This is a genomic window from Buttiauxella sp. WJP83 (genome assembly GCF_027594725.1).
GTDB lineage: Bacteria > Pseudomonadota > Gammaproteobacteria > Enterobacterales > Enterobacteriaceae > Buttiauxella > Buttiauxella selenatireducens.
This window is the reverse complement of record NZ_CP110080.1, coordinates 2,098,955-2,120,725: the sequence shown is the minus strand read 5'-3', so window position 1 is coordinate 2,120,725 and position 21,771 is coordinate 2,098,955. Positions and strand designations below refer to the sequence as shown.

The following is a 21,771-nucleotide window of genomic DNA, read 5'->3' as shown; positions in this document are numbered from 1 at the left end:
GGGCTCTGTTGAATAAATCAGAAGACGCAGGGAAGATTCAGGCTATGCCAACTTATGGATAAAACGCCATACCCTATCCAGATCAATATTCTTGCTGACAGTAACTTACTCAAGGCTTACATCTTGTCGGTGCCACCGCCCTCCATCCAGGGTACAATTGGCCGCTGATTTTTAACCGCGCAACATCAAGGAGAGTGCATGTCTATCACGGCAGGTTCTGTGTACCGTGACACGGGGAATTTTCTACGCAATCAGTTTGTTACTGTCTTACTGATCGCGTTACTTTGTGCTTTTATTTCGGTTGTGATCGGTCACGCCTTTTCACCCAGCGACGAGCAACTGTCTATCCTTAGTGAAGGAGACAATTTATCGAATAGCGTTGGGCTGTTTGACCTTGTGCAGAACATGACACCTGAGCAGCAACAAATGTTACTCAGAGCCTCTGCGGCTTCGACATTTTCTGGCCTGATCGGCAATGCTATCCTTGCAGGTAGCGTGCTGGTGCTAATCCAGATGGTGAGTGCCGGACAACGTGTGAGTGCGCTTCGTGCCATTGGCACTTCGGCTCCTGTGTTGCCTAAAATCTTTATTCTGATGTTCCTGACGACTTTCCTGGTGCAGATTGGCATCATGTTGATAGTCGTGCCGGGCGTGCTGTTAGCGATTTTGCTTTCATTCGCACCGATTATGGTTGTTCAGGATAAAGCGGGCGTCTTCCAGTCACTGCGCAGCAGTATGCGTCTTGCCTGGTCAAATATGCGCCTTGTTGCACCAGCAGTGATTAGCTGGTTGCTGGCGAAGACCGCACTGCTGATGCTCGCATCTTCGTTTGCGGCACTATCCCCCTCTATTGGCGCGGTGATAGCGAATACGATAAGCAATCTGATTTCAGCAGTCTTGCTCATCTATTTATTCCGCCTGTACATGCTGATTCGCCAATAACTTACACCTGCTCCTGAGCCTGTTTTTTCAGCGCTCAGGAGTCATTTTACGGAACAGATTATGAAGCAGTTTCTCGACTTCCTCCCCCTGATTGTCTTCTTCGCATTCTACAAAATGTATGACATCTACGTCGCTTCCGGCGCATTGATCGTCGCAACCGGCTTTGCGCTGATCTACAGCTGGTATAAATTCCGCAAGCTGGAAAAGATGGCGTTGATTACTTTCCTGATGGTTGCTGTGTTCGGCGGCCTGACGTTGTTCTTCCATAATGATGAATTTATTAAATGGAAAGTGACGGTGATTTACGGGCTGTTCGCTCTCGCGTTGCTGATTAGCCAATTTGTGATGGGCAAGCCGTTAATTCAACGGATGTTAGGAAAGGAAATTTCTCTGCCAGAAACCGTCTGGTCGCGTCTGAATATTGCCTGGGCGCTGTTCTTTATCGTTTGTGGAGCGGTGAATATTTACGTCGCTTTTTGGCTTCCTCAAAGCGTTTGGGTCAACTTTAAAGTGTTCGGCCTGACAGCTGCGACACTCGTATTTACCCTGCTCAGCGGCGTGTACATCTATAAGCGTATGCCGCAAGAAGAGAAGTAATTCTCCCGCTACATGGCCCAAAAAAAAGCACACATTGGTATCCTTACCGAGCGTGTGCTTTTTTATTTCAACCGAGTTCGATTAACCGCTTGTCCAGTTTTAGATCACACAGACTTATCAACGGTGGTATTCGAACCGGAGGTGAGAATACGCACCTTGTCACCTTTGTTGAAGGTGAGTGTTCCGTTGTAGTCCTGCACCACCTGGATGATTTGTCCGTTATTCGTCTTAATAGTCAGGTTCACAGTCTGAGCACTTTGCTGCCTGGCCTGACGATTACGTGAAGCTTCCACCCCAGCGACGGCGCCTGTGGCCGTCATGATAGTCTTCCCGGATCCCCCACCAAACTGATTACCTATTGCAGCACCGGCGGCACCAGCTGCCATGGTTCGCAGCGGATGAGAGCGGCTCTGGCTGCTGATAATTGTGCTCTGTTGAACAACGCCATAATCCACCAGGGTTTTGGTCCCCGCGACACTCACTTGACTGGATAACGCGAGCAGGCTGATTGCGATAAGGAGAGTTTTCTTCATGTTGAGGGCTGTGTCATTTTTAGGTGACCATGATTCTGCCAGTCATGAAACAATCCCCTTTAGATATTAATGCTACTTAAATGCTACTTACAAAGGCTTACACGTATTAAACTAGAGGCAGAGACATCAAAGCTATGATGAATGACATCTATACATATCGGGAAGACAAATGATCCAGCAAGACACTCCTTCAGGGGAATTGGTATTACGCACCATGGCAATGCCTGCTGATACTAACGCCAACGGCGATATTTTTGGTGGCTGGTTGATGTCACAAATGGACATGGGTGGTGCCATTCAGGCAAAAGAAATCGCAAAAGGCCGCGTAGTCACTGTTCGTGTCGATGGGATGACATTTCTCAAGCCGGTCGCTGTGGGCGATGTGGTGTGTTGCTATGCGAAATGCGTAAAACGCGGGACCAGTTCCATCACGATTAACGTGGAAGTTTGGGTGAAAAAAGTCTCTTCCGAGCCTATTGGTCAGCGTTACAAAGCAACAGAAGCCATTTTCATTTATGTGGCGGTGGATCCTACAGGTAAACCCCGCCCGATTCCGAGCTAAACCCATTTGCGAAGAAGAAATGCGCCTGAGGGCGCATTTCTTTTATCGACACGGGTTAGTCTGCTAAACCCCGATTTGCCAGCATCGGTTCACTGTACGGTGCATGTCCCCGCCACTCGTTATACAACGCTTTAAGATCCTGACTATTGCCACGAGATAAAATCGCCTCGCGGAAACGCTGACCGTTGTGCGCCGTTAGCCCACCTTGCTCCACAAACCATTGGTAGCCATCATCCGCCAACATTTGCGTCCAGATATAAGCGTAATATCCTGCGGCATAACCCCCGCCAAAAATATGGGCAAAATAGCTGCTGCGATAACGCGGAGGTACTGCCGGCAAGTCAATATGCTCGCGATTGAGTGCCAGCGCTTCAAACGCTGTTACATCATCCACTACGCTGCCCTCAGGCAAACTGTGCCAGGTCATATCCAGCAATGCGGCGCTGAGGAGTTCCGTCATGTCGTAGCCTTTATTGAATTGCGCAGCACGGAATAACTTTTCTTTCAGGGCTTCAGGCATCGGCTCGCCGGTCTGGTAATGCCGCGCGTAGTTTGCGAAAACTTGCGGCTGGCGCGCCCAGTGTTCGTTAATTTGCGATGGAAACTCAACAAAATCGCGTGGGGTGTTGGTGCCCGACAGTGTCGCATAACGTTGGGTAGCAAACAGCCCGTGTAACGTATGGCCAAATTCATGGAACAGCGTCACGACGTCATCCCAGGAAATAAGCGCCACCTCCCCGTTTGCCGGTTTGCTGTAGTTGCAGACGTTGTAAATCACCGGTGCGCTTTCCAGCAGCGTAGATTGCTCTACAAAGTTGCCCATCCACGCGCCGCCGCCTTTGCTGTCACGGGCAAAAAAGTCGCCATAAAACAGCGCCATACCGCGCCCGTCTTTATCAAATATTTCCCATACCCGCACATCATCGTGATAGACGGGAATATCAAAACGTTCAACAAAACTCAGACCGAACAGCTGGCTCGCCGCCCAAAAAACGCCATTGGTTAGCACATTGTTCAGTTCAAAATAGGGTTTGATTTGCGCTTCATCGAGGTCGTATTGCGCGAGTCGGACTTGTTCGGAATAAAATGCCCAATCCCAGGCTTCTGCCTTGAAACCGCCTTGCTGCTGGTCAATAACCTGTTGAATAGCGGCTAATTCGCGTTGTGCACGCGCGGTCGCTGCGGGAACGATGTCTCGCATAAACTGTAATGCAGCCTGCGGGGTTTGCGCCATTTGGTCGGCAATTTTCCACGCGGCATAGCTCTCGAACCCCAACAGTTGCGCTTGTTCTGCACGCAACGTCGCCAGACGAGCGACAATGGCGCGTGTATCGTGGCTGTCGTCGTGCTGAGTCCGCTCCCAACCTGCTTTAAACAGTTTTTCACGCGTCTGGCGGTTACGCATGGATTGCAGCGCGGGTTGTTGGGTAAAATTAAGCAGCGGGATGACGTATTTCCCCTCCAGTCCTTTAGCACTGGCATGCTGTGCTGCCGCGGCAATTTCCGCAGAAGTTAACCCATCAAGAAGTTGAACGTCATCAACCACCAGCGCAGCGGCTTTATTGGCGGCGTGCAGGCGATTATTAAACTGGCTGTTCAACTGCGCGGCTTCTTTATTCAGCACTTTCAAACGCGCTTTTTTATCCTCGCTTAGCGTGGCACCCGCGAGGGTAAAGTTCTGCCAGACAACCTCAATCAGACGCAGGGATTCATCATCAAGATCTAACGTCAGGCGACGCTGGTACACGTCATTTAAACGCGAAAACAGCACGGCATTCAGACGCATTTCATCCGCTAACTCAGCCAGCTCAGCGCCAAACTCTTCATCCAGTTGTTGCAGGTAATCATTGGTATGTGCCGCGGTCATCGCGAAGAAAACCTGGGTAACGCGCCCCAACATATGACCCGTATTTTCCAGCGCCAGGTACGTGTTTTCAAAGTCAGGCTCTGCGGGGTCGTGGGCTATCGCCGCAATTTCCTCACGTTTAATGCGTTTGGCTTCGTCAAAAGCCGGACGGTAGTGGCTATCTTTGATGTCATCAAAATGAGGGGCTTGATAAGGCAATAAACTGAGGTGGTAAAACGGATTGTCTGACAACATCCTGAACTCCCAAAGCGAGGCCAACAGGAAGGTGGAAGCCGCTTTGCGTTCCCACCTTACGAAAAAGATGTATTGATTGTAGGGCGGATACGCGTGAGCGTCATCCACCGTTCACCTTCGCCGCCTGATACACCGCAATAATTTCAGCGGCAATAGCCACAGCAATTTCTGCCGGAAGTTTACCTTTTACATCCGGCAACCCCACCGGGCAGCGCAAAGTGCTCAGTTGATCAGGCGTTATTCCTTTTCCTGCTAGCCGATACTCAAAGCGCTGACGTTTGGTCTGCGACCCAATCAGCCCCAGATAGCGGTAGTCTCCACGCTTCAGTATCGCTTCGGTCAACTCCAGATCCCGTGGATGGCTGTGGGTCATCACGACAAAATAGCTCTGTGCAGGTGCGGCGTGTACGGCATCCAGCGGCTCTTCTGCCTGAAACGTTTTCACCCCCTTTGGTGCACAGGCAAACAGATCCGGTCGTTCATCAACCCAAGTAATGTGACAGGGTAACGTTGATAACAACGCTACCAGCGCCTGCCCGACATGGCCTGCGCCAAAAACGGTCATTTGCGGTTGTACCTGAATCAGGGGTTCAAAGAGTACTGACGTCATTCCTCCGCAACACTGCCCAAGCCTTGCGCCCAAATTAAAATGCTCGGTATGTGGCTCTGTAATGTGCTTTTCCAGCATCGCGCGTGCCAAGGCGATACATTGATATTCAAGATGACCACCGCCGATAGTCAGGTAAGCGTGTTCACGCCCAACAACCATTTTGGTGCCACAGTTTCTCGGCACCGATCCTTTATCAGCCAGTACCGTCAGCAACACACAGGGTTCGCGACGCTCGCGCAATTGCATCAGAATGCTTATCCATTCGTCATCGTTCATGGTGCCTCCTGACAACCCCAGAATACGCGTTCCGGCGTGGCGGGCGCATCCAGCATTGGGTGTTTACGGTAATCAGAGATGCTGGCTACGGCGTCCTGTAAGGCGCACCAGACGGAAATCCCCAGCATAAATGGCGGTTCACCAACGGCTTTAGAACGGTAAACGGTGTGCTGCGGATTGGCATGATTTTCAAGCAGCTTCACCCGCAAGTCGGCTGGCACATCGCTAATTGCCGGGATTTTGTAACTCATCGGGCTGTCGGTCAGTAACCGTCCTTTGTCATCCCACACCAACTCTTCGCAGGTCAGCCAGCCTGCGCCTTGTACAAAACCGCCTTCAATTTGCCCGATGTCGAGTGCGGGATTCAGCGAATTGCCAACATCATGGAGAATGTCCGTACGCAACAGGCGATATTCTCCGGTTAGCGTGTCGATGATGACTTCCGAGCAGGCTGCGCCGTATGAGAAGTAATAGAACGGTTGTCCACGCCCAGCAGCACGGTCGTAATGAATGCCCGGCACTGTGTAAAACCCAGTGGCAGACAGCGGGACCTGATTCAGCCAGGCCAGATTAGCCACTTCACTAAAAGTAAAATGCCGCCCCTGGACTTTCACCACGCCGTTACGAAACTCCACATCTTCGGCTTCGCAATCATGCAAACGGCAAAGCATTTCTACCAGACGCTGCTTAATGGTCAGTGCCGCGATTTCAGCGGCTTTACCGTTAAGATCCGCACCCGATGATGCGGCCGTTGGCGAGGTATTAGGCACTTTCCCCGTATGAGTGGCGGTGACCTGAATCTGTTCGACAGGTATTTGCAACACCCCGGCAACCACTTGCGCCACTTTCGTGTTTAACCCCTGGCCCATTTCCGTCCCGCCATGGTTGAGCTGCACGGTGCCATCGGTATAAATCAGTATTAACGCCCCTGCCTGGTTAAGAAAACTGGAGGTAAAGGAGATGCCAAATTTTACCGGCGTGAGCGCCAGGCCACGTTTTAGCACCGCGCTTGTACGGTTAAACGCGTTTATTTCCGCACGGCGCTGAGAGTAATCGGCACTGATCTCAAGCTGGCGGGTAACTTCCGGCATGATGTTGTGTTCAACGGTTTGATGGTAGTGCGTCACATTGCGCTCGGTGTCGCCATAATAATTGAGCTTGCGAACGTCCAACGGATCAAGTCCGAGTTCGCGCGCAATGTGGTCCATAATCTGCTCAATGGCGACCATACCCTGCGGTCCGCCAAATCCTCGGAAGGCAGTATTGGACGCCAGATTGGTGCGGCAACGATATCCGGTAATTCGTGCATCACCGAGGTAGTAAGCATTATCGGCGTGAAACATCGCGCGATCGCAGATCGATCCTGATAGATCCAGTGAATACCCGCAGTTGGCGGCCAGATCGATTTTCACACCGTTGAGTCGACCGTCGTCGGTAAACCCCACGTCATAACGCACAAAAAAGGGATGCCGTTTACCTGTCATGCGCATGTCATCACGCCGTGAAAGACGCATTTTTGCTGGGCGTCCTGTTAATGCCGCCGCCAGTGCTGCGTGGCAGGCAATCCCGGCGGCCTGGGTTTCTTTTCCACCAAACCCACCGCCCATACGGCGCATATCCACCGTTATTTTGTTCATTGTTACGCCCAGCACCGACGCCACCAGCTTTTGCACTTCGGTCGGATGTTGGGTGGATGACCAGACCGTCACACAACCATCTTCCCCTGGCATGACCACTGCAATCTGCCCTTCAAGATAAAAGTGTTCCTGGCCCCCAATGTGAAATTGCCCCTGAATACGGTGCGGCGCAGTGGCCAGCGCGGTATCAGCATCACCACGTTGATGGACATGCGGTTCCTGAACGTAGAGTTCACGCCGTAAAGCCTCTTCAACATCCAGCACCGGTTCGAGAATTTCATATTCGATAACCACCTTCTGCGCCCCTGCTCGCGCCGCGTCTGGTGTATCGGCCGCCACTGTCAGGACAACCTGGCCGTGATAATCAACCTTATCGCGGGCAAACAGCGGGTCGCCTGGAGCGAGTGGGCCAATATCCAGCTCGCCCGGCACATCCTGCCAGCCAAAAGTGCGTACCACGCCAGCAATGGCGTAACACGCGGAGGTATCAATATTGAGGATCCGTGCATGAGCGTGCTGGCTGAGAACCGGACACAGGTAGAGCATTCCGGGTAACGTTAGTTTGTCGTCGATATATTCCGCTTTACCGCTAACATGCTTATCCGCACTTTCATGTTTGCGGCTTTCGCCCGCACCGCCGTGCATCTTGCGAGAGAACTGTTCTATTAAAGCCTGTTCTGACAGGCGCACTGGATTAGTTGACATAACGCTGTACCTCCAGAGCGTGAGAGGGCTCGGTGTGTTCTAGCATCAGACGCCTGAGCAGATTTTGCGCGAGCTTCAGGCGATACGCTGCGGAACCCCGGAAATCACTGAGCGGTTGAAAATCCTCTATCAGCGCGGTGCAAGCCTGAGCCAGTGTTTGCGAATTGAGCAGCAATCCTGTTAGCGCATTTTCAGCCCCTTTTGCACGCGCCGGCACCGCCGCCATACCGCCAAATGCCAGCCGAGCTCGTGTCACCACGCCAGACTCCAAATGGAGATTGAACGCCCCAAACACCGTTGAAATATCGTCATCCAACCGTTTGGAGACTTTCCATGCCCTGAACGTCGGGGAAATCGCGTCCCGCTCAATGATCACCGCGCTGATAAACTCACCTACCTGCATCGCGGTTTTGCGATAACTAAGGAAGAACTCGTCAAGCGGCAGAAGGCGAACGCTCTGCCCGCAGCGCAGTTCGAGACTGGCACCGAGTGCCAACAGCATCGGAGCACCATCACCAATGGGCGAGGCATTAGCGAGGTTGCCTGCAAGCGTCGCGTGATGGCGAATTTGCGGGGATGCAAAACGATCCAGCGCCTGTGAAAACGCCGGGATAAGTGGCTGCAAAATCTCCTGGCACGTTTGCAACGTCGCCATTGCGCCGATACGAATGTGGCTATCCGTAACAGAAATCGTTTTGAGTTCATCCACCTGATCAAGCGCGATAATCAGCGGTAGCGTCTGGTACTGCTGCGTAATACTCAGTACCAAATCGGTTCCCCCCGCGAGCAAACGTGCCTGCGGATTTTCCTGATAGAGCTGCGCCAGTTGCTGAACGGTTTTTGGCAGTAAACATCGGTTGGATTTGACTAACTTAGCGACCTCAGGATTCTGCAGAGACTTTAAGCGCAGTACGGTTTGCGGCGCTTCTCGCGTAAACGAGTCTGTAAATGCTCCACAGCTTTGCTGCATCGCCTGAATAATCGGGCGATAGCCGGTACAGCGGCAAAGGTTTCCCGCGAGTTGCTTTTCAATATCATGATGCTGCGGGGCGCGGTTTTTCTTTTGCAATGCAAAACCTGACATCACAAAACCGGGAGTGCAAAAACCACATTGTGAAGCATGGCAGTCGGCCATCGCCTGCTGAACGGGGTGCAATTTTCCCCCGGCTGATAAATCTTCCACTGTCAGCAACTGTTTACCCTCAAGCTGGCTGACAAGCATGATGCAGCTATTGGCGGTGTCATAACGCATTTTCTCGCCATCAACTTGCCCAAGAACTACCGTGCAGGCTCCACAATCCCCCGACGCGCACCCTTCTTTGCTGCCACAGCGGTGTTCGCTGCCACGCAGCCAGTTCAACACGGTGGTGTTCGGGTCAATATCATCAAGCGTCTTGACTGTTTGATTGAGCAAAAATTGGATCATGCCGCAACCTCCAGCGTGCCGCGTTGCCACACGCATTTGCCGTTAACCCAGGTGTGCCAAATGTTGCGGTCATCGCCAAGCGTCATCAGTACGAACAATTTTTCGTAGATATCCCGACTGTTGGCGTAGCGCAGTTTCTGAAGAGGCGTTACTGCTAAGTCCAGCACCACGAAATCCGCCTCTTTCCCCGGCAAGAAATTGCCGATTTTGTCATCCAAATCCAGTGCGTGCGCCCCTCCCAGGGTGGCGTGATAAAACGCCTCACTGGCACACAGTCTGTAGCCTTGCAACTGGGCGACTTTGTAGGCTTCGGCAAGGGTTTGCAGCATATTAAATGTGGTGCCGGCACCCACGTCCGTGCCAATTCCCATGCGGATCCCCCGCTCATGGCACTGTTTCAGATTAAACAGTCCACTTCCCAGAAACAGATTGGAGGTCGGACAAAATGCGATGGCCGATTCAGTACGGTGCAGACAATCCCACTCGCACTCCTGCAAATGAATGGCATGGGCAAATACGCTGCGTTTCCCGGTCAGTTGATACTGGTGATAAACGTCAAGATAGCTTTCGGATTCCGGCCACAGGTTCTTCACCCATTCCACTTCTGCACTGTTTTCACTCAAATGGGTATGCAGCCAGGTATCAGGAAACTCTTCGCGCAGGGTCTGCACTATTTTGAGCAATTCTGGCGAAGAGGTCGGGGCAAATCGCGGCGTCAGTGCATAGTTCAGACGCCCTTTTTTATGCCAGCGTTGAATCAGTTCACGCGTTTGCTGATAACTTTGCTCCGGCGTTTCAGTTAAGTATTCCGGTGCGTTGCGATCCATCATGACTTTACCGGCGATAATCCGCATGGCGAGATGTTCTGCCGCACTGAAAAGTGCCTCCACCGACTGCGGATGTACTGTGCCAAAAACTAAAGCCGTGGTGGTGCCATTGCTCAAGAGTTGGCTGAGGAAAAATGCCGACATTTTCGCCGCGTGCGAGCTGTCCTGATATTGGCTCTCAACCGGAAAAGTATACGTCTGTAGCCATTCCAGCAGTTGCTCGCCATAGGCCCCGATCATTTCCGTTTGCGGATAATGCAGGTGGGTATCGACAAATCCGGGAAGAATCAATTTACCGCGATAATCGACATAATCACTCTCGCCACGCAAATGCTTGCGCCCTTCTTCCCATGGCAACAACGCCAACACCGTACCGCCATCAATGAACAGCAATGCATCTTCATGATGACGCGCATTCGCCAGCAACTCGTCAGGACGTGTTCCGGTTTGGGTCATATCGAAAAACTGACCGCGTAGCACTTGCGTATAATTCACTGTCATCGTCATACCTGTAATGGCTTTGTGAAGAGTGAGTTAAATATTGCAATGTTGATGCCATATTGGAGTTTGGGTTTAATCGGTTTTATAACAGCAGCTTAGATTACATTCACACTGATTGCGCAACATTTGCGCAACTATTGATCATGCAAACGGTTGCCTTAAGGCGCAACCGGTTGCATTTTGGTATCATGGGTTCGTACACGACACGTCGTGGATTATCGTGCACCAGAAAATTGCACTTTTTCGACGTCGCTGCACCAGCAACGCGCAGGCGGTTTCGACGTCGTTTTTAGCAAAAGTTGAATTATCACTAACAGCCTTAGCGTGCTAAGGTATTACGACATAAAAGCGTTGAGGAACAGTGAGATGATTATTCTGGTAACCGGCGCCACCGCCGGATTTGGTGAGAGCATCACCCGTCGTTTCGTGCAGCAAGGCCATAAAGTGATTGCCACAGGTCGCCGTCATGAACGTCTGCAAGAGCTCCAGGAAGAGCTGGGTGACAGCATCATGACGCTGCAACTTGATGTACGTAATCGCGCGGCTATCGAACTCGCGATGGAGCAGTTACCTGCGCAATGGCGCAATATTGATGTGCTGGTGAACAACGCAGGTCTTGCTCTCGGCATGGAACCGGCACATAAAGCTGACCCGGATGACTGGGAAACCATGATTGACACCAACAATAAAGGCCTCGTCTATATGACTCGCGCCGTGCTTCCTGGCATGGTGGAACGTAATCGCGGGCACATTATCAATATTGGTTCTACTGCGGGTAACTGGCCATACGCGGGTGGGAATGTCTACGGTGCGACGAAAGCTTTTGTGCGTCAGTTCAGCCTGAACTTACGTGTCGATCTGCATAAAACGGCGATCCGCGTAACCGATATTGAGCCTGGTTTAGTCAGCGGCACTGAGTTTTCCAATGTGCGTTTCAAAGGCGATGACGACAAAGTCGGAAAAACGTATGAAAACGCCAATGCATTAACGCCAGAAGACGTGACTGAAGCGGTTTGGTGGGTCGCAACGCTGCCTAAACATGTCAACATCAATACGCTTGAAATGATGCCGGTTAGCCAGACATTTGCCGGTTTAAGCGTTCACCGCGAAGGTTAACCACTCCGCCCATATTTGAGGGGATTTCGGGTATGGGCGACCGTGCAAATAAATGTTACATTTGCACGGTTATTCCACGATAAGAAAATATTAATGCTACCGTCAACTTTGCTAAATCCTACCCAGCCTGTTAACCAGCAAATTTACCGTATTTTGCGTCGGGATATTGTTCGTTGCTTAATTCCGCCAGGAACACCGCTGTCCGAAAAAGAAGTCTCCATTCGCTTTGATGTTTCACGCCAACCCGTTCGAGAAGCCTTTATTAAACTGGCGGAAACAGGATTGGTGCAAATTCGCCCGCAGCGTGGCACATACGTCAATAAGATTTCCGTCAGCCAGGTGAAGAACGGTTGCTTTGTTCGTGAAGCGATTGAATGTGCAGTAGCGAAGCGTGCGGCAAAAATGGCGACGGACGAGCATCTGTATACGCTTGAGCAATTGCTGAACCAGCAACGTATCGCCATCGAGCGAAACCAGCTGGATGATTTCTTCCTGCTAGATGATGAATTTCATCAGCAGCTGGCACTGGTTGCCGATTGCCCCCTAGCCTGGGACACAGTGGAAAACATCAAAGCGACGATGGATCGAGTGCGCTACATGAGCCTTGATCACGTTTCGCCACCAGAGATGTTGCTCGCCCAGCACCACGATATTTTTGACGCGTTAAAACGCCATGATGAAAATGGTGTGGATCAGGCCATGCATCGCCATCTGCATGAGATTAGCCAGTCGATATTATTGATTCATCAAGAAAAGCGCGACTGGTTTAGTGAAGAGTGATGTGAGAAAACTCGCCCGATATCGGGCGAGATAAATACGCGATTTTTAGAACTTAGCTACTGTTGCTTTTGCACCGTTTTCACGTAGCGCCAGATAACACTCCGTGACACGCTGAACAAATTTCTCGTTGGCAGGCAGATCTTCGCCAAAGATAGTTTTCAACTCCAGCAGCGCTTTAACACGAGTCTCCCCTTCTTTACTGGCGGCCACCGCCTGCTGAATGGCAGGCAGCAACGGATCGCTTACTTCGATTGGATTACCCTGTTCGTCGATACCGCCGACATAACGCATCCAACCCGCAACGCCCAGCGCCAGCAAATCAAACTGACTGCCGTTTGCCAGATGCCAGCGAATAGAATCTAACCAACGCTGCGGCAGCTTCTGGCTGCCGTCCATGGCGATTTGCCATGTACGGTGGCGCAGCGCCGGGTTGGTATAACGCGCAATCAATGAATCGGCATATTTTGCCAGATCAACACCCTGCACTTTTAACGTTGGCGCCTGCTGTTGCAGCATTAATGCATGCGCAGTACGACGATAGTTCTCATCCTGCATACATTCAGAAATGTGCTGATAACCCGCCAGATAACCCAGGTAAGCCAGGAATGAGTGGCTGCCGTTGAGCATGCGCAGTTTCATCTCTTCGTATGGCAGAACATCATTCACCAGTTCTGCACCGGCTTTTTCCCATTCAGGACGGCCTGCAACGAAGTTATCTTCGATAACCCACTGACGGAACGGTTCACACGCCACCGCCGCTGGGTCTGCAACCCCTGTCGCCTGGGCAACTTGTTCCAGGGTCTCAGCGGTAACGGCTGGCACGATACGGTCAACCATGGTGGATGGGAATGTCACATGAGTCCCAATCCATTGCGCCAGCTCAGGGTTTAGCGCCTGTGCGTATGCAGTGATAACGTTACGCGTTACGTGACCGTTTTCCGGCATGTTGTCGCAGGACATCACGCTAAATGCAGGCAAACCCAAAGCTTTACGACGAGCCAGTGCCTCGACAATCACACCAGGAGCGGATTTTGGCTGCTGTGGATTAGCGAGATCGTGCGCAATTAAAGGATGGTCCAGCAGGATGGTGCCGGTTGCTGGAGTATGGCAATAACCTTTTTCCGTCACGGTCAGTGAAACAATGGCAACGTCAGGCTGAGTCAGTGCGCTAAATACGGCTTCGAGGCCATCAACCTGCGCATGTATGGCTTCTTTCACCACACCTACAACGCGGCAATGCCAGGCCTCGGCAGACATCTCTGCTACGCTATAGAGGTTGTCTTGTTTCTTCAAATCAGCAATTTGCTGCTCGCCACCAATCAAATTAACTTCACAGTAACCCCAGTCGCTACCCTGTTCATTAGCCAAAATGTCGGCGTACACGGCCTGATGCGCGCGATGGAAAGCGCCAAAACCAAGATGAACGATGCGTGAAACCAGTTTGTTACGGTCATATTTTGGGAGAATAGCTTTTGCAGATAAGAGCTTGTTTTCCATTTTTAAAACTCGCTGTGTAGTAACGTGGGGACAGCTACAGACTACCTGCTATGGTAGTCTGCATTTTGATTTGAATTAAACTTTGGTTATTTGGTATGACACGAATTTAAAAGCTGTATAACAGGATCTCATTTTTCGCCGCCTCACACTCCCTGAAAGTGTGGCGAATCCATTAATAGCTCCTGACACCTTCTATGGCAGTCGCCTTCTTCGATATTTCTGCTGCATCTTCAGCCAGACTGAGATCCCGGTCTTTCACTTCCGGCATCAATATCGCTGCCAGTAAGCCAATGGTTGAGTAAGCAATCATCATGGCGACAATTGGCCACCAGGAACCCGTCATGTTGACGAAAATACCCGCAAGAACCGGACCAAATCCGACCGCGACCAGGCCCCCCGCCTCTTTCGAAATCGCCATTCGTGTAAATCGATTACGTGAACCGAACATTTCTGCCATGGTGATATTTTCCAGGGCAAACAATCCCAGTACCGCAACGTTATGAATAATGATAATTGAAGCCATAATAACGTTAACATCATTGCTCTTATCAACAATCATCGACAGCATTGGCCAGGCAAGAATAATGGCTGAAATATTAACGATAATATAAGGAATGCGACGACCTATTTTATCTGATAACCAGCCTAAGAACGGAATCGTCATAAAACCAACAATGGAGCTAATCATTAACGCATCAGTCGGGATCTTTTTCTCAAATAATAACGTCTGAACCAAATACCCGGCCAGGAAGGTTTGAATTAAACCTGAGTTTCCGGCCTGACCGAAACGCAATCCCGTTGCCAGCCAGAATGATTTACTGGTAAACATTGCGCCTAATGAATGGCTCTTATCGGCTACGGGTTTTGAAAGCGCAACGTTTTCTGTGTCTTCATTAACTTTCTCAAATACCGGGCTTTCTTTGAGGTTCATACGCAACCAGATGGCAAAAATCATGACCACCACGCTTGCAAGAAACGGCACACGCCAACCCCATGCCAGTAGTTCATCCTTCGGCAGCACGAAGAACATCACAGCCCAAATCGCTGTTGCCGATAATGTGCCACAGTTGGTCCCCATGGCCACCAAAGAGGAGATAATGCCGCGTTTACCTTTCGGCGCATACTCCGCAAGCATGGTCCCTGCCCCGGATATTTCCGCCCCGGCACCTAATCCCTGGATAATACGCAGCACGACCAACAGTATCGGTGCAAAAATACCGATTTGAGCGTAAGTGGGGAGCACACCAATTAAGGTGGTACAGATCCCCATCATGGTAATCGTAATAAACAGAACTTTCTTACGCCCAATCGTATCGCCCATTCGGCCAAAGAAAAATGCACCGGCGATGCGTGCTATATAACCGGCACCATAGGTTCCCATCGCCAGTATTAATGCCATCGCAGCAGATTGCTCGGGGAAAAATATTTCATGAAAAACTAATGCAGCGCCTAATGAATATAATTGAAAGTCCATAAATTCAAGTGCAGTACCGAGCCAACCGGAAACGGCGGCCTTAACTAAATCACCAGTACTTCTTTCCGGTTGGTTATTTTTAATATCAATAGAAGTATTCATATTTCTGTTCTCAGCAATTTGTCGTTGTAGGGACAGCAAATCTTCAGGTACAGATGGGTGAATCAGAACGTCAGTAATACCTTGCAGCACTGCTTTTGGTCTTTTTCAAATATTTCCATTGCATCAATCACTTGTATGTAATTGAACTGATGGGTGATTAATTTTTCCGGGTTTATTTTTTTCTGTGTCATCCAGTCAATCACCATGGGGAAGCGATTGCTGTTGAGTCGTGAGCTATATATGGAAAGCTCTTTGCTGGTGATAGCCTGTTGATTCAGCACGCAAGGGTCAGATGAGAAGCCCATAATGCCGATGCGTGCAGCGGGAGAAGCAAGTGCGATGGCTTCCGGTAAAATGGCCGGATGACAGGCTGCATCAATGATCAGTGTTGGGCGTATTCCCAGGCGCTCAAGTTCTGCGCGCAAATCCAGGCAGGTATTATTGATAACGCGATCGGCGCCGTTTACTTTCGCCATCGCAAGACGCTCGTCGATACGGTCAACAGCAATTATCTCTTTTACGCCATACACGCCCCGCAAGGCCTGGATTGACGTCAACCCCATCGGCCCAGCCCCGTAAATCATTGCGATGTCCAGTAGGCCTGGATTCATTTGGCTACAGATATTGGCGGCAATGGTGAACGGCTCCACCATCGTGGCTTCATTATCAGAAATGTTATGCGGTACAACGTGGGCATTCCTCGTGGGCAAGGTGATAAATTCACTAAAACCACCGTCGCGGTGCACACCAATAACCTGAAGTTCCGTACAAACATTGGGACGCCCGACTAAACATGGATAACACTGCCCACAACTCACGACCGGGTCACCTACTACGCGTTCCCCAATGCGCGATGGTTCAACACCGTCACCCACTGCATCAATATGACCAAAGAACTCATGACCGATAACACGAGGGTATTTTGCAAACGGGTTGTGGCCGCGATAAATGTGTACGTCAGAGCCACAGATACCGGCACTGCTGACACGAATACGCACATCTCCTGGCTGGGGTTGTGGAACAGGACGCTCTTCAATAACCAATTTTCCTGGTTGCTGTATGGTGATGCTTTTCATCGTTTGTTTTCCTTATTACCAATTCCACAAGGTGCCATCTTCAAGGCGAGCAACCGGCAAATATGCAGGTTCATAGGGGTATTTCGCCGCCAGTTTTTCATCGAACTCAATTCCGATCCCCGGTTTTTCACCCGGATGCATGTAGCCGTTATCAAACGTCCAGGTATGAGGGAACACTTCCAGCATTTGCTCGGAATACCCCATGTATTCCTGTACGCCAAAGTTCGGTACCCACAGATCGAAGTGCAACGCGGCAGCCATACAAACGGGCGAAAGATCGGATGGCCCATGTGAACCGGTACGCACTTGATATAACGAAGCAAAATCGGCAATCCGGCGCATTCCGCTGATCCCGCCGGCATGGGTGATGGTCGTGCGGATGTAATCGATAAGTTGTTCTTCGATAAGCTGTTTACAGTCCCAGATACTGTTAAACACTTCCCCTACTGCAATGGGGGTCACGGTGTGTTGGCGAATCAAACGGAAACATTCCTGGTTTTCCGCCGGAGTGGGGTCTTCCATCCAGAACAGGCGGTGATCTTCTATGCTTTTCCCAAAGCGAGCGGCTTCGATTGGCGTCAGACGGTGGTGCATGTCATGCAATAAATGCTCATTGAAACCAAATTTATTACGCACGGCTTCGAATAGCTTTGGCGTGAAATCTAGGTATTTTTCACTGGACCACAACTGCTCTTCTGGCCAGTCACCTTTGGTTGCGGGTTCGTAAGCCAACCCTTTGCCTTTCGCCATACCGTAGGTGGTTTTCATGCCTGGCACGCCGCACTGCACGCGAATCGCTTTGTAGCCCAACTCTTTATGACGCGCGTAGTCGTCCAGTACTTCATCAATGGAATGGCCGGTGGTGTGGCAATAGACCATGACTCCTTCACGGGATGCGCCACCCAGTAATTGATACAACGGCATGTTGGCGGCTTTCGCTTTGATATCCCACAATGCGACATCGACCGCAGAAATTGCCGACATGGTAACGGGTCCGCGACGCCAGTAAGCCCCTTTGTAAAAGAACTGCCAGATGTCTTCGATGCGATGTGCATCGCGACCCATTAACTGCGGGCACACATGATCTTTCAGATACGAAGCAACAGAAAGCTCGCGGCCATTTAAGGTGGCATCACCGAGTCCGGTAATCCCTTCATCGGTCGTGATTTTTAGCGTGACAAAGTTACGCCCAGGACACGTGACAAATACTTCAGCTTTTACAATCTTCATTCGGATTCCCTTACTGCACATGAGGTGTACGGTGTTCAATGAATGTTAAATTACACTGACAAATACTACCATACATGTATTCTTGTATTGAATTATTGCACTGTGTCACAATTAACTTGTGACACTGACAAAGGGAAATGGCCGATTTGAGAGGAGATGGGAAAAACGAACGATGGGGAAAGGTGAAATTAGGTGCGAGACCATCCAGCAACGATGATCAACATGCCGCAGAAGGCGACGGTTGCGCCAACCCAATCGAAGACACTCAATTTTACGCCATCCACCCAGCGTAACCAGAGCAACGCGGTTACGACGTAGACCCCACCGTACGCGGCATAAACACGCCCACTCGCGGCCGGATGCAACGTGAGTAACCAGACAAACATTGCCAGGGAGAACGCTGCAGGAATCAGCAACAACGGCGATCCCTCTCGTTTTAACCACAGCCAGGGTAAAAAACAGCCGATGATTTCAGCCAGCGCTGTTGTAAAAAAAAGTAAGGTTGTTTTGATCATCTTTAACCTTGTCTGGAATAATGGGCTAATACATGGTCGCGTTGGTCCGCGCCAGTCTCAATGGTACATTTACTTCAACAAAGAGCGTCACCCTAAAAGGAAAATGCAATGAACACAAATCTTCGCAAACGTCTGTCCGTGGCAACACTGCCGCTGGCGCTGTTGCTAAGTGCATTTGCGTTTGTTCAACCCGCCAATGCCCAGACGAACAAACTGATTGTTGAATCTGGTGACAATGCGCAGACTCGCCAGGATGCGGCGATGGACAAAGAGCAATGGAATGACACCCGCAACTTACGCCAGAAAGTGAACAAACGGACCGAGAAAGAGTGGGATAAAGCCGATACTGCTTTTGACGCGCGTGATAATTGCCAGAAAAGCGCCAATATCAACGCCTATTGGGAACCAAACACCCTGCGTTGTCTGGATCGCAAAACCGGACGTGATGTCGCACCGTAACACCGTACTGTAGTCAATAAGGCTTCTGCCCAGAAGCCTTAAAACTTTGAAAGGAACTCACATGTCCCAAGAGCTGCAAATCAAACTTCGCCCTCTGGAACGCGAAGATCTTCGTTTCGTCCACCAGTTGGACAACAACGCAAGCGTGATGCGCTACTGGTTTGAAGAACCCTACGAAGCATTTGTCGAGCTGTCCGATCTGTACGACAAACATATTCACGACCAGAGCGAGCGGCGTTTTGTCATTGAATGTAATGGTGAAAAAGCCGGTCTGGTGGAATTAGTCGAAATTAATCATGTTCACCGCCGTGCTGAATTCCAGATAATCATTTCGCCCGACTATCAAGGTAAAGGGCTGGCGTCGCGTGCAGCGAAGCTCGCGATGGATTATGGGTTTATGGTGTTGAACCTGTACAAACTGTATTTAATTGTTGATAAAGAAAATGCAAAAGCCGTGCATATTTATAAGAAATTGGGCTTTATGGTGGAAGGCGAATTAATCCACGAATTCTTTATTAATGGTGAGTACCGCAACACTATCCGTATGTGCATTTTCCAGCATCAGTATCTGGCGGAGCACAAAAAGAGCGGCAATATGTTAAAACCTACCGCCCAATAATCAGCCAGCATCCAGTAAATGGGGTGGATGACACAGACACTCATCCACCCTGAAAGCCGCATTCATCTGTCGTTCACGGTGAAACCTGTTAGGCAAGATTCAGCGTGGCGCGATGCTTTGCAGATTCCATACCCAGTTCAATCATCTCCATGACCTGAATCGCCTGACTCGCCGGGACGGGATTCTCGCCGTGACCGGTAAGCGCATCGCGAATGGCGGCATAGTAGGCGGGATAATTACCCGGCACGGTGAGTAACGTCTGTTCGCTCATCACATCGCCCTGTGCCAGCGTCAAAACGCCGTCACGCATATCGTAACCCCAGTCTTCCTGAGGCAAACGTTCGCCCGATTTCAGGCGGTCTTCCTGCGGGTCCAGGCCATATTTGATATAACTGCCATGCGCGCCATGCACGATATAACGAGCCGTTTCTGCCGCCGCCAGTAAGGTACCGTGCAGCACAACGCGGCGTTGCGGATACGCCAGGACAGCATGGAAGTAGTCGGTCGCTTGCGCACCTGGACGAAGCTGGCCTAAATCCACGGACAAGCTCACCGGCAACCCGAAAAGATTCAGCGCCTGGTCAATAAGATGCGGTCCTAAGTCGTACCAGATGCCGCTGCCTACGCCAGCCTGCTCACGCCAGCGATTGCGAACTTGTGGGCGATAACGGTCGAAGTGCGATTCAAAGTAGGCCACTTCACCTAGCGTACCGTCGGCCAGTAACCCTTTCAACGTCAGGAAATCACTGTCCCAACGGCGGTTATGAAACACTGAAAGCAACAAACCGCAGCTTTTTGCCAGTGCATCTAATTCACGCGCTTGTGACAACGTCACGGTAAACGGTTTATCGACCACCACGTGTTTGCCGGCTTCCAGTGCGGCTTTGGCCAGCGGGAAGTGGGTATCATTTGGCGTTGGGATGACAATCAGGTCGATATTAGGGTCATTGAACAGATGATGAGGGTCAGAGACAACCGGCATGTTTGGCCAGTCAGCATGAACTTTCGTGGCATCACTGCTGGAAACGCCGGCCAAAACCATGCCTGGTGTACCTACTATTAATGGTGCATGGAAGGTTTTGCTGGCGTAGCCGTAACCGATTAGTCCGACACGAATGTTATCACTCATTTGCTTTCCTCATGATTATTTGACGGCTCATTTGACACCATCCCAATGATTGTAACAACAGGTAATTATATTGTTACGTGTTAGTTGCGCGTTCGCCAGGCGACGGTCAATCAAGCGGCCTTTTGGTCATTTTCGTTTGCCGCTACCCATTGAAAAATCCTAAAACACCACGCACGGGATATTTATTCATTTTTAAAGCCCGGTTACCGTTTATTATTCATGCAAAATGAAAATACCGCCTTCCTATTCCTCTTCTATTGTATGGATAACAGCCGCCCATGACTGCTCTCGATTATTTAATGAAGTTTCGTAAAATCAGCTCATCTGAAAGCCTGGAAAAGTTGTTTGATCACCTCAATTACAGCCTGACGGATAATAATGAGCTGATGAATATGTATCGCGCGGCTGATCATCGCCGTGCTGAATTAGTCTCGGGCGGGCGTCTGTTTGATTTAGGTTGCGTGCCCAAATCAGTCTGGCGCTATGTGATCTAACCTCCCACAGGTAGCAAAGCGCTAAAAAAACCTTATAATCCTCCCGCCTTATGATTTGCATAAGGAAGGTTACGCACTTTTTCGGGAGGTAATATGAATACCCTGCAAGAATCCACGCAAGCACCACGTATTGCAGGCTGGCTTCTGGCCCCTCTCGCCTGGCTTTTGATGACGCTTCTGAGCAGCACAATTGCGCTGGCCATTTATCTTATGATGCTCATCTCCCCAGAAAGCCATCGACTTATGAGCGCACAAGGCCCCAAAATGGTGATCTTTTGGTACACCTCGATTGCCTGTGCCATTGCCATGTGGGGTTATACCATGTGGTTGACGATTGCCTTCTTTAAACGTCGTAAGAATGTGGTACGTCATTATATTTTATGGTTATTGTTGTCAGTGCTGTTAGCGATTAAAACCTTCGCATTTTCCCCAGTAAGTGACACGCTGGCATTACGTCAGTTGATGTTTCCTTTATTGGCTGCGGCCTTGTTGGTTCCTTACCTCAAGCGCTCAAGCCGTGTGAAGCAAACATTTATTAAGCCGTAATAACCTTATAAACACCC

Annotated in this window: 21 protein-coding genes; 9 read left to right on the top strand and 12 right to left on the bottom strand. The window is 50.4% G+C overall.

The features are described from left to right. Positions 1 to 198: 198 nt before the first annotated feature. The gene (locus tag OH773_RS09835; protein WP_270145252.1) at positions 199 to 942 is read left to right on the top strand and encodes a YciC family protein; all 744 of its coding nucleotides are present in this window, start codon (positions 199 to 201) and stop codon (positions 940 to 942) included. 60 nt (positions 943 to 1,002) lie between these two features. Continuing rightward, positions 1,003 to 1,539 (top strand): septation protein A, encoded by a 537-nt coding sequence (locus OH773_RS09830; protein ID WP_270145250.1) that lies wholly within the window; start codon positions 1,003 to 1,005, stop codon positions 1,537 to 1,539. A 104-nt stretch (positions 1,540 to 1,643) separates the two neighbouring features. Here OH773_RS09830 and OH773_RS09825 read toward each other — a convergent pair whose 3' ends face one another. After that, complete coding sequence (locus OH773_RS09825) at positions 1,644 to 2,072, bottom strand: hypothetical protein (protein ID WP_270145248.1); 429 nt, start codon at positions 2,070 to 2,072, stop codon at positions 1,644 to 1,646. Between the two features lie 169 nt (positions 2,073 to 2,241). Here OH773_RS09825 and yciA point away from each other — a divergent pair, with 169 nt between their 5' ends. Continuing rightward, positions 2,242 to 2,634, top strand: a complete 393-nt coding sequence (yciA, locus tag OH773_RS09820; protein WP_270145246.1) for an acyl-CoA thioester hydrolase YciA — start codon at positions 2,242 to 2,244, stop codon at positions 2,632 to 2,634. A gap of 55 nt (positions 2,635 to 2,689) precedes the next feature. Here the strand turns inward: yciA and dcp are convergent, their stop codons facing one another. The 5 genes from dcp to guaD form a co-directional block, all read right to left on the bottom strand. Further along, a complete protein-coding gene (gene dcp / locus OH773_RS09815; RefSeq protein WP_270145244.1) occupies positions 2,690 to 4,735 on the bottom strand; it encodes a peptidyl-dipeptidase Dcp in 2,046 nt (681 codons plus the stop codon). A gap of 100 nt (positions 4,736 to 4,835) precedes the next feature. Next, a complete protein-coding gene (xdhC, locus tag OH773_RS09810) occupies positions 4,836 to 5,621 on the bottom strand; it encodes a xanthine dehydrogenase accessory protein XdhC (RefSeq protein ID WP_270145241.1) in 786 nt (261 codons plus the stop codon). Then, complete coding sequence (gene xdhB, locus OH773_RS09805; RefSeq protein WP_270145239.1) at positions 5,618 to 7,963, bottom strand: xanthine dehydrogenase molybdopterin binding subunit; 2,346 nt, start codon at positions 7,961 to 7,963, stop codon at positions 5,618 to 5,620. Before xdhB ends, xdhC begins: the two co-directional genes overlap by 4 nt. Then, a complete protein-coding gene (xdhA, locus tag OH773_RS09800) occupies positions 7,953 to 9,389 on the bottom strand; it encodes a xanthine dehydrogenase small subunit (protein ID WP_270145238.1) in 1,437 nt (478 codons plus the stop codon). Before xdhA ends, xdhB begins: the two co-directional genes overlap by 11 nt. Beyond that, the gene (gene guaD / locus OH773_RS09795) at positions 9,386 to 10,717 is read right to left on the bottom strand and encodes a guanine deaminase (RefSeq protein WP_270145237.1); all 1,332 of its coding nucleotides are present in this window, start codon (positions 10,715 to 10,717) and stop codon (positions 9,386 to 9,388) included. Before guaD ends, xdhA begins: the two co-directional genes overlap by 4 nt. A 366-nt stretch (positions 10,718 to 11,083) precedes the next feature. Here guaD and ydfG point away from each other — a divergent pair, with 366 nt between their 5' ends. Both ydfG and OH773_RS09785 read left to right on the top strand, forming a co-directional pair. Beyond that, positions 11,084 to 11,833: a bifunctional NADP-dependent 3-hydroxy acid dehydrogenase/3-hydroxypropionate dehydrogenase YdfG gene (gene ydfG / locus OH773_RS09790; RefSeq protein ID WP_270145235.1), complete on the top strand. Its 750-nt coding sequence runs from the start codon at positions 11,084 to 11,086 to the stop codon at positions 11,831 to 11,833. A gap of 93 nt (positions 11,834 to 11,926) precedes the next feature. Beyond that, a complete protein-coding gene (locus OH773_RS09785) occupies positions 11,927 to 12,613 on the top strand; it encodes a GntR family transcriptional regulator (protein ID WP_270145233.1) in 687 nt (228 codons plus the stop codon). A 45-nt stretch (positions 12,614 to 12,658) separates the two neighbouring features. Here OH773_RS09785 and OH773_RS09780 read toward each other — a convergent pair whose 3' ends face one another. The 5 genes from OH773_RS09780 to OH773_RS09760 all read right to left on the bottom strand — a co-directional run bounded on the left by OH773_RS09780 (position 12,659) and on the right by OH773_RS09760 (position 18,507). Then, entirely contained in the window at positions 12,659 to 14,110 is a 1,452-nt protein-coding gene (locus OH773_RS09780; RefSeq protein WP_270145231.1) for a mannitol dehydrogenase family protein, read from the bottom strand. Positions 14,111 to 14,282: 172 nt separating this feature from the next. Further along, positions 14,283 to 15,686: an MFS transporter gene (locus OH773_RS09775; protein ID WP_442865665.1), complete on the bottom strand. Its 1,404-nt coding sequence runs from the start codon at positions 15,684 to 15,686 to the stop codon at positions 14,283 to 14,285. Positions 15,687 to 15,748: 62 nt separating this feature from the next. Then, complete coding sequence (locus tag OH773_RS09770) at positions 15,749 to 16,762, bottom strand: Zn-dependent oxidoreductase (RefSeq protein ID WP_270145229.1); 1,014 nt, start codon at positions 16,760 to 16,762, stop codon at positions 15,749 to 15,751. A 15-nt stretch (positions 16,763 to 16,777) separates the two neighbouring features. Then, positions 16,778 to 17,992: a starvation-sensing protein RspA gene (rspA, locus tag OH773_RS09765; RefSeq protein ID WP_270145227.1), complete on the bottom strand. Its 1,215-nt coding sequence runs from the start codon at positions 17,990 to 17,992 to the stop codon at positions 16,778 to 16,780. Positions 17,993 to 18,180: 188 nt separating this feature from the next. Next, positions 18,181 to 18,507, bottom strand: coding sequence for a YnfA family protein (locus OH773_RS09760; RefSeq protein WP_183269415.1), 327 nt, complete (start codon positions 18,505 to 18,507; stop codon positions 18,181 to 18,183). Positions 18,508 to 18,615: 108 nt separating this feature from the next. On the opposite strand from OH773_RS09760, the gene OH773_RS09755 reads away from it, so the two are divergent. After that, positions 18,616 to 18,966 (top strand): DUF1283 family protein, encoded by a 351-nt coding sequence (locus OH773_RS09755; RefSeq protein WP_270145225.1) that lies wholly within the window; start codon positions 18,616 to 18,618, stop codon positions 18,964 to 18,966. Between the two features lie 61 nt (positions 18,967 to 19,027). Further along, a complete protein-coding gene (gene speG, locus OH773_RS09750) occupies positions 19,028 to 19,585 on the top strand; it encodes a spermidine N1-acetyltransferase (protein ID WP_183269417.1) in 558 nt (185 codons plus the stop codon). 88 nt (positions 19,586 to 19,673) lie between these two features. Here speG and OH773_RS09745 read toward each other — a convergent pair whose 3' ends face one another. After that, positions 19,674 to 20,714 carry an oxidoreductase gene (locus tag OH773_RS09745; RefSeq protein WP_270145222.1) on the bottom strand — a complete coding sequence of 347 codons (1,041 nt, stop codon included), beginning with the start codon at positions 20,712 to 20,714 and terminating at the stop codon, positions 19,674 to 19,676. A gap of 278 nt (positions 20,715 to 20,992) precedes the next feature. Between OH773_RS09745 and ydgT the strand changes: the two genes are divergently transcribed. Both ydgT and OH773_RS09735 read left to right on the top strand, forming a co-directional pair. Further along, positions 20,993 to 21,208, top strand: a complete 216-nt coding sequence (ydgT, locus tag OH773_RS09740; RefSeq protein WP_270145220.1) for a transcription modulator YdgT — start codon at positions 20,993 to 20,995, stop codon at positions 21,206 to 21,208. A gap of 93 nt (positions 21,209 to 21,301) precedes the next feature. After that, complete coding sequence (locus OH773_RS09735) at positions 21,302 to 21,754, top strand: DUF2569 domain-containing protein (protein ID WP_270145218.1); 453 nt, start codon at positions 21,302 to 21,304, stop codon at positions 21,752 to 21,754. Positions 21,755 to 21,771 lie beyond the last annotated feature (17 nt).

Coding starts and splice junctions, on each gene's coding strand:
- xdhA (WP_270145238.1), bottom strand. CDS start 9,389: ATGATCCAATTTTTGCTCAATCAAACAGTCAAGACGCTTGATGATATT.
- rspA (WP_270145227.1), bottom strand. CDS start 17,992: ATGAAGATTGTAAAAGCTGAAGTATTTGTCACGTGTCCTGGGCGTAAC.
- OH773_RS09760 (WP_183269415.1), bottom strand. CDS start 18,507: ATGATCAAAACAACCTTACTTTTTTTTACAACAGCGCTGGCTGAAATC.
- xdhC (WP_270145241.1), bottom strand. CDS start 5,621: ATGAACGATGACGAATGGATAAGCATTCTGATGCAATTGCGCGAGCGT.
- ydgT (WP_270145220.1), top strand. CDS start 20,993: ATGACTGCTCTCGATTATTTAATGAAGTTTCGTAAAATCAGCTCATCT.
- OH773_RS09745 (WP_270145222.1), bottom strand. CDS start 20,714: ATGAGTGATAACATTCGTGTCGGACTAATCGGTTACGGCTACGCCAGC.
- dcp (WP_270145244.1), bottom strand. CDS start 4,735: ATGTTGTCAGACAATCCGTTTTACCACCTCAGTTTATTGCCTTATCAA.
- speG (WP_183269417.1), top strand. CDS start 19,028: ATGTCCCAAGAGCTGCAAATCAAACTTCGCCCTCTGGAACGCGAAGAT.
- ydfG (WP_270145235.1), top strand. CDS start 11,084: ATGATTATTCTGGTAACCGGCGCCACCGCCGGATTTGGTGAGAGCATC.
- guaD (WP_270145237.1), bottom strand. CDS start 10,717: ATGACAGTGAATTATACGCAAGTGCTACGCGGTCAGTTTTTCGATATG.
- OH773_RS09830 (WP_270145250.1), top strand. CDS start 1,003: ATGAAGCAGTTTCTCGACTTCCTCCCCCTGATTGTCTTCTTCGCATTC.
- OH773_RS09835 (WP_270145252.1), top strand. CDS start 199: ATGTCTATCACGGCAGGTTCTGTGTACCGTGACACGGGGAATTTTCTA.
- OH773_RS09735 (WP_270145218.1), top strand. CDS start 21,302: ATGAATACCCTGCAAGAATCCACGCAAGCACCACGTATTGCAGGCTGG.
- xdhB (WP_270145239.1), bottom strand. CDS start 7,963: ATGTCAACTAATCCAGTGCGCCTGTCAGAACAGGCTTTAATAGAACAG.
- OH773_RS09775 (WP_442865665.1), bottom strand. CDS start 15,686: ATGAATACTTCTATTGATATTAAAAATAACCAACCGGAAAGAAGTACT.
- OH773_RS09755 (WP_270145225.1), top strand. CDS start 18,616: ATGAACACAAATCTTCGCAAACGTCTGTCCGTGGCAACACTGCCGCTG.
- OH773_RS09825 (WP_270145248.1), bottom strand. CDS start 2,072: ATGAAGAAAACTCTCCTTATCGCAATCAGCCTGCTCGCGTTATCCAGT.
- OH773_RS09785 (WP_270145233.1), top strand. CDS start 11,927: ATGCTACCGTCAACTTTGCTAAATCCTACCCAGCCTGTTAACCAGCAA.
- OH773_RS09770 (WP_270145229.1), bottom strand. CDS start 16,762: ATGAAAAGCATCACCATACAGCAACCAGGAAAATTGGTTATTGAAGAG.
- OH773_RS09780 (WP_270145231.1), bottom strand. CDS start 14,110: ATGGAAAACAAGCTCTTATCTGCAAAAGCTATTCTCCCAAAATATGAC.
- yciA (WP_270145246.1), top strand. CDS start 2,242: ATGATCCAGCAAGACACTCCTTCAGGGGAATTGGTATTACGCACCATG.